9 protein-coding genes are annotated in these 12012 nt (G+C 46.4%); 3 read left to right on the top strand and 6 right to left on the bottom strand.

Annotation, left to right across the window (positions count from 1 at the left end; genetic code table 11):
- Positions 1–42: 42 nt before the first annotated feature.
- The 3 genes from MKY54_RS06020 to MKY54_RS06010 all read right to left on the bottom strand — a co-directional run bounded on the left by MKY54_RS06020 (position 43) and on the right by MKY54_RS06010 (position 3158).
- Positions 43–570 carry a GNAT family N-acetyltransferase gene (locus MKY54_RS06020; protein WP_339189918.1) on the bottom strand — a complete coding sequence of 176 codons (528 nt, stop codon included), beginning with the start codon at positions 568–570 and terminating at the stop codon, positions 43–45.
- Between the two features lie 61 nt (positions 571–631).
- Entirely contained in the window at positions 632–1117 is a 486-nt protein-coding gene (locus MKY54_RS06015) for a hypothetical protein (protein WP_339189916.1), read from the bottom strand.
- Positions 1118–1178: 61 nt separating this feature from the next.
- Entirely contained in the window at positions 1179–3158 is a 1980-nt protein-coding gene (locus MKY54_RS06010) for a translation factor GTPase family protein (protein WP_339189915.1), read from the bottom strand.
- 187 nt (positions 3159–3345) lie between these two features.
- Here MKY54_RS06010 and MKY54_RS06005 point away from each other — a divergent pair, with 187 nt between their 5' ends.
- Together MKY54_RS06005 and MKY54_RS06000 are read left to right on the top strand one after the other, a co-directional pair.
- Positions 3346–4137 (top strand): SDR family NAD(P)-dependent oxidoreductase, encoded by a 792-nt coding sequence (locus MKY54_RS06005; protein WP_076220605.1) that lies wholly within the window; start codon positions 3346–3348, stop codon positions 4135–4137.
- A gap of 85 nt (positions 4138–4222) precedes the next feature.
- Positions 4223–5194, top strand: a complete 972-nt coding sequence (locus MKY54_RS06000) for an S-layer homology domain-containing protein (protein ID WP_339189912.1) — start codon at positions 4223–4225, stop codon at positions 5192–5194.
- A 2018-nt stretch (positions 5195–7212) separates the two neighbouring features.
- Here MKY54_RS06000 and MKY54_RS05995 read toward each other — a convergent pair.
- Positions 7213–7983, bottom strand: coding sequence for a hypothetical protein (locus MKY54_RS05995; protein WP_339189911.1), 771 nt, complete (start codon positions 7981–7983; stop codon positions 7213–7215).
- A gap of 169 nt (positions 7984–8152) precedes the next feature.
- Here MKY54_RS05995 and MKY54_RS05990 point away from each other — a divergent pair, with 169 nt between their 5' ends.
- Positions 8153–9208 (top strand): GIY-YIG nuclease family protein, encoded by a 1056-nt coding sequence (locus MKY54_RS05990; protein ID WP_339189909.1) that lies wholly within the window; start codon positions 8153–8155, stop codon positions 9206–9208.
- 45 nt (positions 9209–9253) lie between these two features.
- On the opposite strand, the gene MKY54_RS05985 is transcribed toward MKY54_RS05990, so the two are convergent.
- On the bottom strand, positions 9254–9595 hold the full coding sequence (locus MKY54_RS05985) for a hypothetical protein (RefSeq protein WP_076186722.1): 342 nt from the start codon (positions 9593–9595) through the stop codon (positions 9254–9256).
- 184 nt (positions 9596–9779) lie between these two features.
- Positions 9780–12008 (bottom strand): Tex family protein, encoded by a 2229-nt coding sequence (locus MKY54_RS05980; protein WP_076280193.1) that lies wholly within the window; start codon positions 12006–12008, stop codon positions 9780–9782.
- Positions 12009–12012 lie beyond the last annotated feature (4 nt).

The raw sequence follows: 12012 nt of genomic DNA, 5'->3' as shown, positions 1-12012 counted from the left end.
AAAATACAGTTAAAAGCTTCTGCACATCGCTCTCCTTGGCTCTTAACCCCCAACAACCCCAATATCCCTCCACCCGATCATGATCTCTTCAACAATCTCATTCCCAATCTTCACTTCTTTTGTCGCAACAGATTGTCCACCCACTTTGTGGTAGAAATGAATCGCGGGATTTCCTGTTACCACCCAAGTCATGAACGAGCTATAATTTTTCTCCAATAAATTCTGTGCTACGCTTCTTATGAGTTGCCTTCCAAGACCCTTTCCTTGCTGTTCCTTAAGCAAATAGAGTGCATATAGCTCCGCATCATAGAGATCAGAGAGATCTGACCCTCTTCGCGTTCCTCCATTTGCAAAACCAATAATCGTCCCAGCCCCATCTTCGGCCACATACATAACCTCGTCTTTATTGGGGTTTTCAAAATTCCGAATCCAGAGCTTTCTTCTTGCTTCCACTGTGATTTTATCGAGAAACTCGTCCGAAATTAGCCCTCTGTACGTGGTTTTCCAACTCGCAGCGTGGACAAAAGCGATCCCGTCTATATCACTAGCTGTTGCTTCTCTAATCTTCAATTTATTTCCCCCTCAGATTTCCGATAAAAGCTTCAGCTAGTCCAAGATTGACAGTACTTGCTTATGAATAGTAACTATTTAAGGATTCTCTAAAGACATTAATGGGCTCTTTATAATCAATAGGTTTATATATAATAGTGTTCAACCACTTATTCCTCTCAAGCAAGCTGAAATCACTTTGAGCTGCCGAATTGTATAGTGTTATTTCATTCATTGTTCCAAGTACACTTTTATTATTTGTACGGGATATAGTGATTTCTCCGGCCTCTAGTAAATACTGATTTATGAGCTGCTTCTTAAAACCCTCCTGCAATAAATACTCCTTAAGTTCTATTCTGAACTTTTCAACCAATTTATCAGCTTGACCGCTTCTTATTCCATCCAATAATATACATAACCGGCTTGCATCATGTACAAATAAAATATGTTTTTTTCTGAGTTGCATAATATTCACATGCCAACTAAAAAAGGAGGAGATGTCTTCTACTTCTACTGGAGCTACTTTCATATCTTTTAATAATTTCTGAGTATATCTTAGTACTAACATCGCTGACACGCTCCTTTGTCTTCACCCTGCCTATTAGTCTCAATAGTCCTTCTACCTCAATTTACCCTTGCAGTGCCTTTCGCACGCTTAATATATATTTCGCCTGATCAAGTGGGTTCACGCCCCGGCGGGTGCGCTCAGCAGATACGTCTGGTGGACATTCTTCATAGCCGGCAAAAAAAGAAGTAAACGTGCTGCGCCCCTTCGTGTAGGAGCTTAAGCTGACAGGATAATCGAGTGACGTTGCCAGCGGCAGACGTCCTTCGATAATCATCCGTTCGCCTTGCAGCACGGGAGGCTCGAACGTGCCGCGCATCTGCACGAGGTCGTTCATCACCCGGCCGCCATTCTCCTCAGGGACCACGATGCGAACCTGCAGAATCGGCTCCAGAAGCTTAGTGCCTACCCGAGCGAGTCCGTTCATAATTCCCATCGGAGTCGCCACAGCAAAATCCAGCGGATGGGTATGCCATACATGATGCTGTCCCTCGGTCAAGGTCACTTTAAGGTCGGTAACCTCCCAGCCATACAAACCCTGCTGCAAGGCTTCCGGTACACGAAGTGCGGTTTCGCTCTGGTATTGCGGCAACAGATCGGAACTCCGCACTATCGAATCATAGACTAAACCACTGCCCGGAGGTCCAGGCTCAATCTGAAAGCGTAGAATCGCCCAGCACGGTTTCGGCATCGTGTAAGCGATAAAACCTTCGCCGGCACGGGCTGGCGTTTCTTTATAAATGACAGAAGGCTGACCGAAGGTCACCTTCAGCGCATATCGCTCCTCTAGAACACTGTTCAGAATCTCCAGCTGAATCGGTCCCATTACTTTGATATGCAGCTCCCGCTCATCCTGCAGCCACTGTGCATCCAAAAGCGGATCTTCATCCGCCAGCTCCTGCAGCGCCCCGATAACCTTATGGTCATCCATATCTGGTTCCCAGAATACACGCACTGTTAGCAGCGGTACAGCCAGCTTCGCCTCCTCCGGAATGGCCCCCGGATGGCCGAGCACATCTCCGATGCGCACCCCGGAAAGACCATAGATAACAGCAATATCTCCCGCTTCAAGCGCTCCAACATCCTCGGTCCGACCACCTTCGACCTTGCGGATCTGGGTCACTTTCCCCTGAATATCCTGCGTATAATTCAACAGCGTATCGCGGTTACGGATCGTCCCTTCATAAAGGCGGACAAACGCCATCCGTCCCATACTTTTATCACGTTGAATATTGTATACGATGCCTGACACCGGACCCTCCACATTCCCACCAGCGCGCGGAAAATACTCAACCATCGCATCCAGCAAGGCATTAATCCCAAGCCCCTTGGCGGCGACGCCATAAACCATCGGAAAAAAGCGACCTGATGAGGAGGCTGTTTTCATATATTTTTTCCATTCAGCCAAATCAATCGGACTACCTGACATATACTTCTCCAACAGCTCTTCGTCCCGTTCAGCTAAAGCCTCTAATAATTCTGTTCGCTTGTTAGCATCAGCTTCATTCTCCCATAAATCTCTTGCTCCTATGTACTCCTTCTCTTTGCCGATGGGTTGCTGAACTGGAATGATATCACTAGACAAATAATTTCGCGCCTCTGCCAGCACAGCTTCAGGGTCAGCACCTACACGATCCATTTTGTTCACAAAAATAAGTGTGGGGATTCCCAGCTTGCGCAGCGCGTTCCAGATCATCTCGCTTTGGGCCTGCACACCCTCCACGGCTGAAAGAACAAGCACCGCACAATCCATCACCCGCAAAGACCGCTCAACTTCGGACAGAAAATCGACGTGCCCCGGGGTATCGACCAGATTAATCTGCACACCTTTCCAAGCAAAAGAAGCCAATGCCGCCCGTACGGAGATCCCCCGCTGCCGCTCCACATCCATAGAATCCGTCAATGCCGTCCCCGTATCTACGCTGCCAAGCGCTCGAATGCGACCGCTTTCATACAAAATATGCTCCGTTGTTGTTGTCTTCCCGGCGTCCACATGGGCAAATATCCCCACATTAATCCGTTCTGTTCCCTGCTGCTGAATCATCTATAGTTCCCCTATCATGAGCTAGATTTATCTAAATTTATCTGAATTTTTATTATTTACATCCTTATGTTCCATAGTAATATATCCATCCACGTTGTTCCACCCTCCAGTTCAAATGGTTAGATTCAGCTATGCCGGGTATGTAATTACTAATATAAGAAATTTAACGCCGAGGAGGAAATTCATCATGACAGATAAACGTTTACAGGATAAAGTTGCAGTGGTTACAGGTGCTGGTTCCGGTATTGGAAAAGCTACAGCGATACGGTTTGCCCAACAGGGAGCTAAGGTATATATGCTTGACCGCACTCCCGAGGATTCCTATGAAACTAAACGTGAGATTGAATCTATTGGCGGTACAGCAACAGTAATTGAATGCGATGTCTCCAATCCAGGTCTGGTCGAAGAAAGTATTCGTAAGGTTGGGGAGGCGGCCCAGAAGATTGATATTATTTTTGCCAATGCTGGCATTAATGGTACATGGTCTCCCATCGAAACACTAGAAATCGAAGATTGGGACCAGACACTGAATACCAACCTACGCAGCACCTTTGCCACAGTAAAATACGCCATCCCCCACATGAAAGAAAATGGCGGCAGCATCATTATCACCAGCTCCATTAACGGCAACCGAGTATTCTCGAACATTGGCGCTTCCGCTTACTCATCTTCCAAGGCAGGACAAGTTGCTTTTATGAAAATGGCTGCCCTAGAGCTGGCGCAATACGGCATCCGTGTAAATGCCATCTGTCCTGGATCAATCGATACACAAATTGGAGATAATACGTATAAAAGCGATGATCTTCAAGAAGTGAAGATTCCTGTGGAATTTCCGGAAGGTAATCATCCGCTGGAAAATGCACCGGGTAAGCCTGAGCAGGTTGCCAATCTGGTATTATTTCTCGCATCGGATGAATCTTTTCATGTGACGGGAACTGAAATTTATGTAGATGGTGCCGAATCGCTACTGCGTGGATAATATTTTACTTGAACCGTTATAATATTTTAAATTCTATGCAACATTTTGGTCTAATCTACCATCTAAGAGTATGGAGGTGACGCAAATGAAAAAACCATTATTCATAAATAACGCTAAAAAAATGACTATAGCCTGCGGCATTTTGGCAGCGAGTGTGTCTTTTGGGGCATCCGCTTTTGCTTTTTCAGATTTGAAAGGTGATCCTGCGGAAGCAAAAATCAACTCTTTGCATAAAGAGGGGATTATAAACGGAGTAGACAAAGATAAGTTTGCTCCTAAATCTAAAGTAAGCTTTGCGCAAGGGATACAATTCATATTTGGGGGTCTGAATCTGACTCCGCAACCAGCGGCAGGTAGTAGTTCTTCCAAAGCCAGTGATTATTTTGATAAAGTGAACGACAAGGCCTGGTATGCTTCGGCTTTCCTGACTGCCAAGCAAAATGGCCTTTCACTCGACCGGACAGTGGATCCTAATGGAACTATCACCCGTGCTCAGTTCGCGCACTTATTGACGCAAGCGTTGCAAAGTAAAGGTAACTTCCCTGTTACGCTGATGTATGTAGACATTAAGGATGGCGATAAACTCTCTACAGAGGTTATAAATAGTCTCCAGATCCTGCTGAATACACATATTGCCACACTCGATAAGAACGGTAGTTTCCGGCCGAATGATGCTATTACCCGCTCTGAAGCAGCCGCTCTGATCTATGATGCAGCCGCTTTTGCTAAACGTGTAATTGTATCTAATGGCAGTCCCACTACTCCAACCTACGAAACAGAGGTTACGTTGACCAAAGCGGGTGAAGGCGTAAATAAAGCCACCCTTACCGTTAATAATCTACCTAACCCCGGGTATGGGCTGGTGATTGAGCGAATCGAATTTGGTAAAGACAATACAGCTGTGATTTACTTTAACGTGACTGCTCCTGAACCAGGGAAAATGTACGCGCAGGTGATCACAAAAGCATCTGTTGCCACTTATCTGCCAGATGGATACAAAGCTATCGCTCAACCTGTAACTGGCTCCGCCTCTTATTCGTCTAGCGCGGCACAATAATATAAATTGAACTTGAGGGTTTTAGAGTTAAGGGTCAGTCGCAGCTGCGGTGAATATTTGGATTTCCAGCTGCCGTTTATGACGGCTGAGATACGGAGAAGCTTATGCTTACGAAGATGGCTTTCCTGTGGAAAGCTATAGGGAGGGCATTATCACTCTTACAGTTCTAAAGTTCCCCTTCGCCTCTCTTCCCTTTCCTCAGGTATCTAAGTTCATTTTTATAAGCAAATAAGGGATGCCTCAAAAGCCATCATATGGCTGCTGAAGCATCCCTTGTTTGTTGTTCCTTCGCCCTTTATCCCAACTCCAAACTCCAAACTCCGAATGATAAGGTAACGGATGCAGCCGCTATCGAACTACATAATTGCTATTGTCTTAAAAAACATCCCATATGGGCCTATTTCTAACGAATAGCTGCACTGGGCCCGAACTGTGCTCCAATCGCAATAAATTTACAAATAACGTCGCTGGGTTCGCAAGCTAACTCAGGCTCAGAAATGCTGATTACTTGGCAGTGATGATTATCAAACTACGAGCGATTAAGTCATTTTTGTGTGCATGAAGCTACTAGACGGGGATGAACATCAGACTTCGAGCGATTAGATCATATTTGTGTGCATGAAGCTACTTGATGGGGATGAACATCAAACTTCGAGCGATTAGGTCATTTTTGTGTGCATGAAGCTACTTGATGGGGATGAACATCAAACTTCCAGGGATTAGATCATTTTTGTGTGCAAGAGGCTACTTGACGGGGATGAACATCAAACTTCGAGCGATTAGATCATATTTGCACGGACGTAGCTTCTATCGGACCCAGATGACCTTATTCGCAGAAAAATGCCAATTTCACGATACTATCGGACTCCACCGTCGCTATTGGCACAAAAAGCACCATAGATATGCCTTTTTCTAATGAATAGCTGCACTGGAGTCCGAAACTATGCCCTAATCGCTAAAAACACGCGAATAGCGTCATCTAGGTCCGTAAGGCTCATCCTGTATCAACGAATATGAAAATCCGCTGAAGCAGGTACCCAAAAACAAGATACAGATCAGCGATGTTCCAATGTTTGCGGTATGCGAACGTAGCAGATGGTGTGCAACCGCTAGGTGCAACAGTTAGGTGTGTAGGAGTTAGGTATGCAGTAACTAGGTGTGCATCAGTTAGGTGTGCAGCAACTAGGTGTGCAACAGAAGGATTTGCAGCGGATGGGGTTGCAGTAGCTATCGGACCCAGATGACCTTATTCGCAGTATAATCGCACATTTGGACTACTAAAGGACTCCATCGTCGCTATTGGCACAAAAAGCACCATAGATATGCCTTTTTCTAATGAATAGCTGCACTGGAGTCCGAAACTATGCCCTAATCGCTAAAAACACGCGAATAACGTCATCTAGGTCCGTAAGGCTCATCCTGTATCAACGAATATGAAAATCCGCTGAAGCAGGTACCCAAAAACAAAATACAGATCAGCGATGCTCCAATGTTTACGGTATGCGAACGTAGCAGATGGTGTGCAACAGTTAGGTGTGTAGCAGTTAGGTATGCAGTAACTAGGTGTTCAGTAACTAGGTGTGCAGCAGTTAGGTGTGCAGCAGTTAGGTGTGCAACAACTAGGTTGCAACAACTAGGTGTGCAACAGAAGGATTTGCAGCGGATGGGGTTGCAGTAGCTATCGGACCCAGATGACCTTATTCGCAGTATAATCGCACATTTGGACTACTAAAGGACTCCATCGTCGCTATTGGCACAAAAAGCACCATAAATGTGCCTTTTTGTAATGAATAGCTGCACTGGAGTCCGAAACTGTGCTCTAATCGCTAAAAACACGCGAATAACGTCATTTGGGTCCGTAAGGATCAGCGTATACCAACGGACGTGAATAATAAGTTGAAGCAGGCAAACAGCGTCCATAATAGCGCCATCTGAGTCCGTAAGCTAAGGCGTCCATAATAGTATCATCTGGGACCGTAAGCTAAGGCGTCCATAATAGCATCATCTGGGTCCGTAAGCTAAGGCGTCCATTGATCATGAATAATGCCGACTAATGCATGGTCTTCTCCGATCTTTTCGAAGACTAGACGCAGGCTGCGCCAATCCATTCCCTCGACAGAAGGATCGATGCCAGCAATATGATATTCAACGAAATCATATTGCTCCTTAGGATACACTTCGTTTAAGTTATTGATCGTCGTCCCTTGCCCAAGCCCCTTGTTCACAGCAATTTCGGCCTTCTGAATGAAGTCCGCATCATAAACAAACCGCTTGTAGTAATCTGCAAATGTCAGCTCGATTAAATCACCGGAGCCAGCAAATGTTCGCCAGACTCTTTTGGTAGAGTCATTCATTAATCCTTCTACTTCCTCCCGGGTGAATACAAGATCATTTTTTGTATCCACGTATGCATATGGAGAGAAACGTAGCCCTTTATCCCGATGTACCCATGCCGCTAATTGCTTCATATCCTTGTTTTTAATTGACCTTATAACCGTCGTCGCTGCTTCCTCAACTGATGGCGGTAATCCCTCTAGATCCTGCGGCTGCCCCGTACTTGATGTCTCAGTCTCCTGTGGTGATTCCGTAGTAGCCGCTGACTGTGCAGTTGATGTCTGCTCTGGTGCCTGCTCGGGTATCGGCTTTTGCGTCTGCACTGGCGTCTGCTCTTGTGAATGCTCTGGCGTCTGCTTCGGCTCCGTCCCTGCTTCTGGCGTTCCGCTACATGCTGTAAGCCATAACATTGCTGCTATCAGCGCCAGCCCACCGATTTTTTTTGCGAAGTACATAAGATCCCTCCTTAGCTTCGATCCTTCACTCTTTAGACTGATTTGAACAAATGAAGGTTGCAAGCTTATACTAAAACTATCAATCATACAACTCTTATGAGAGGGCGGGGTTACCATTCATTTAACAGAAAAACTTAAAAGCCTTCCCCTAACTCCCGGCGTTTATCTCATGAAGGATAATCTCGGTCATATTATATATGTTGGCAAGGCAAAACAGTTAAAACGGAGAGTCCAATCTTATTTTCAAAACTCAAAATCTCATTCCCCAAAGGTTAAGCAGCTTGTAAGAAATATTAAAGATCTGGAAATCATCCTTACGGATACCGAATTCGAAGCCTTTATGCTGGAATGCAAATTAATTAAAGAGATCAAACCCATGTACAATAAAAAAATGAAAAATCCGCAGGCTTATACCTATATCGTAATAGGAGCGGATGAAAAAATACGTTCGTTAGAGATTACGTATGATCCTGCGGTCAAAGAAGGCACTCAGGTTTTGGGTCCCTATACAAGCAGAAGCACGGTTGAACGGGCAGTACAAGGCATTAAAGAAAGCTCAAAAATCCTTTGCAGCAACCCTAGCTTTAAAAATTCTCTATGCCTAAACCATTCGCTTGGCCTATGCATAGGGATGTGTGCAGGCGGAGATGCCGCTGTTCAATATAATAAAATTATTGATCGGGTCATTGGCTTACTAAACGGCTCAGATTCCAGCATCCTCGAGGAAATGGAGCAGCGGATGGCAGTGGCCGCGGAGCACTATGACTTCGAAACCGCCGCCAAATACAGGGATTATATTGGAGCTGTCAGCTTCCTGATTCACAAAGAGAAGGTCATCGAATTCGCACAGGAGAATCAGAATATTGCAGTTCTTGAGGCCATGAATGAACAGACGCTTAAACTCATTCTGCTCAAGGGCAATCGTATCCTGTCCCATACCAAGCTACAATATGATCAACTGGATATCACCCACCTGCAAGCGGCAATAAAGTCAGCGATTATGAACACCTTTCAGAGTGAACCCAATCAGACCCCGGCAGCGATCGGGCGCCATGAAATTGACGAAGCACAAATAATATACAGCTATTTAAAAAGCAGCTCCTGCAGCTACATCATCATTCAAGAGGATTGGCTTGCAGCTGAGCAACGTTCCAATATGGAGGCTTCGGTAAATGAGCTGTTGCAGATTTTTTTAAATGCGCTTCCCTCTCATTCCTATAATTAAAAGGTACGGGTTGTAACTGCGGTGAATGTTTGGACTTCCGGCTGATTATAGTAAACGGCGACCTGCCTTTGCAGGCTGCATTTTTCGGTTTTGCTTCTTCAACAATCTTTTATAGCGTTTTTGAGTGTAAAGCACCTCACCCGCCTCCATTACCGTTTCCTTCGCCTCATTAACAACCAGCTTAGTTTCCTCCACACATTCCTTCATACGATTGATCTCCGATTTGAATCCCTCAGATCTGTCCTTCGCCTGCTCCAACGTGATCTGAATGTTTCCCTTCATCTCATCTATAGGTTCTTTCAACCCCTCTACTGATTGCTTTACTCCGTCAAGGGATTGCTTCAGGCCATTCACACTATTTTTTAATTCTTTCAATGGATTTCCCACATCTATCTCCTCCTAGTAATAAGCCATTAGTTCAACTGTTACTCTAAACTTACCCAAAGAGTGCACGTCCTTCACTCCTATAATGACAAAAAGGGTTCCAGCTGAAAATAATTAACAAGAAGCCAGTCCCCAATAATGGAGACTGGCTTCTTGTTGTCGTTCTTTGAGGATCCCTGCGATCTGTCTACTTTACGCTTCCCGCCTCAACACGCGGCGGACGCATCGTCAAGCTGACCCGGCCCTTCTTCAGGTCAACCCCCATCACCCAGACGGTGACATTGTCTCCTACGGAGACAACGTCCATCGGGTGCTTCACAAAGCTGCCGCTGAGCTGGGAAATATGCACCAGCCCATCGTTTTTGATGCCGATATCGACGAATGCGCCGAAATCGATAACATTGCGGACGGTTCCCTGCATTTCCATGCCAGGAATCAGGTCCTCGATCTTCAGCACATCAGTGCGGAAGATCGGCAGCGGCAGCTCCTCGCGCGGATCGCGGCCCGGACGCTGCAAGCTCTCCAGGATGTCGCGCAGCGTAGGCACGCCGACATCCAGCTTCACAGCCAGCTCCTCGGCATTTTGCACCTCAAGCTGTGAGGCCACTTCTTTGCTGCCAAGCTTATTCACATCGAGGCTTAGCTCACGGAACAAACGATCCACCACCGGATAGGACTCGGGGTGAATAGGCGTGCGGTCCAAGGTGTTGTCTCCACCTGGAATCCGCAGGAAGCCGATACATTGCTCATAGGACTTGGCACCTAGACGAGGTACCTTTTGCAGCTGCTTCCGAGTCGTGAACTTGCCGTTCTCTTCCCGGAATTTAACGATATTCTTAGCAATTGTTCCATTAACTCCTGCCACATAAGAAAGCAAGGCAGGAGATGCCGTGTTCACATCCACGCCAACATGGTTTACCGCTGATTCCACGACGGCTTTAAGACTCTCCTCCAGATGCTTTTGGGAGACGTCATGCTGGTACTGTCCCACACCAATAGCTTTCGGATCGATTTTCACCAGCTCCGCCAGCGGGTCTTGCACACGACGGGCGATAGAAGCCGCGCTGCGCTCCGCTACATCCAGATCCGGGAATTCCTCCTGCGCCAGCTTGGAAGCCGAATAGACACTCGCTCCCGCTTCATTAACGATCAGGTACGCCAGCTCTGGATTGCCAATCTCGGCAATCACTTCTGCTGTAAACTGCTCCGTTTCACGCGAGCCTGTACCATTGCCGATTACGATGAGCTGAATGCCGTACTTAGCAATCAACTCTTTGAACTTAGCAGCAGCTTCGAGCTTCTTGTTGTTCGGCGGCGTCGGATAGGTCACAGCTACCTCTAGCAGCTTACCTGTATCGTCTACAACAGCCAGCTTACAGCCAGTACGGTATGCAGGGTCAACACCCAGCACACAACGTCCCTTCACTGGCGGTTGCAGCAGAAGGCTACGTAGATTGCCAGAGAAGATCGAAATCGCCTGGTTCTCCCCACGTTCGGTCATCTCTCCACGAACTTCACGCTCTACAGAAGGAGCAATCAAACGTTTGTAGGCATCCTCAGTCACTGCTTCCAGCAGTTCCTTCACCGGGGATGGCCCTTTAATGATCTTCCGTGCGATATAGGCATGAATTTTATCAGTGACGACCTCAATGCCTACCTTTAATATATTTTCACGCTCACCACGGTTAATTGCTAGGATGCGGTGAGGTGGCATTTTGTGTACAGGTTCACGGTAACTATAGTAATTTTCGTATACAGATTCTTGTTCTGCATCCTTTGCTTCAGACACAAGAATACCTTGACTTGCTGTATACTGGCGAACCCAAGAGCGGATCGCAGGATCATCTGCTATGTTCTCGGCAATGATATCCAGTGCGCCTTGCAGCGCTTGGTCTGCGCTCTCTACTCCCTTTTCCACATCAATATATTTCGATGCTTCAGTCTGTGGATCCCCTTGTCTTTGCTGCTCCAAGATCCAGTTAGCAAGCGGCTCAAGTCCTTTTTCCTTCGCAACACTAGCCCGCGTCTTACGCTTTTGCTTGAAGGGACGATACAAGTCCTCTACTTCCTGAAGCTTGACCGCATTGATAATTTGCTCATGAAGCTCTTTGGTCAGCTTACCCTGCTCTTCAATATTGCGTATAACGTCTTTTTTACGTTCGCCTAGATTGCGAAGATAACCCAGCCGTTCTTCAATATCACGAAGCGCATTCTCGTCCAGCTCACCCGTCATTTCCTTCCGATATCTGGCGATGAACGGAATGGTATTTCCCTCATCCAGCAGTCCTACCGTAGTGCGTACCTGTTTCAGACTAATGTTCAATTCCTTGGCAATCGCTACGGTTATCAATTCCTGCTCCCGCTGTGCGTTTGCCTCATCCGTAATGACTTCCGTATTGCTGTTATCTACCGCCATTAGT

It is taken from the genome of Paenibacillus sp. FSL P2-0121 (assembly GCF_037975345.1).
GTDB lineage: Bacteria > Bacillota > Bacilli > Paenibacillales > Paenibacillaceae > Paenibacillus_AQ > Paenibacillus_AQ odorifer.
The sequence above is the reverse complement of the archived record's forward strand: the minus strand, read 5'-3'. Positions and strand labels throughout refer to the sequence as shown.